1 protein-coding gene is annotated in these 275 nt (G+C 56.7%); it reads right to left on the bottom strand.

Going from position 1 to position 275, the window contains the following annotated elements:
- A partial coding sequence (locus tag SB751_RS30175; protein WP_410749043.1) for a hypothetical protein occupies positions 1-275 on the bottom strand: 275 nt, incomplete at both ends.

The following is a 275-nucleotide window of genomic DNA, read 5'->3' as shown; positions in this document are numbered from 1 at the left end:
TTCGCCTTGATGATGTCGAGCGCGCGACGATAAAGCTGCGCGACGGAGCTGGCCAGCACACCTTCATCATCCATCTGCACAGCGCACACGAAAGACGTGCCGGTATCCCCCCAGACGATGGCATCCTCGCGGCCATATTCGACGGGAAGCTTCGATTCCTGGCCCAAGGACCACACTTCCCGTACGATCGGGCCCAAACCGGGAATATCTATTTTGATCCGGCCCTGCTCCAGCTTGATTCCGCTGCGTGATGAATTGAAATTGATCTCGACCAA

The organism is Cupriavidus sp. SIMBA_020 (assembly GCF_046535395.1).
Lineage (GTDB): Bacteria > Pseudomonadota > Gammaproteobacteria > Burkholderiales > Burkholderiaceae > Cupriavidus > Cupriavidus campinensis.
Note: the sequence above shows the minus strand (reverse complement) of the source record. Positions and strands in the feature narration are given on the sequence as shown.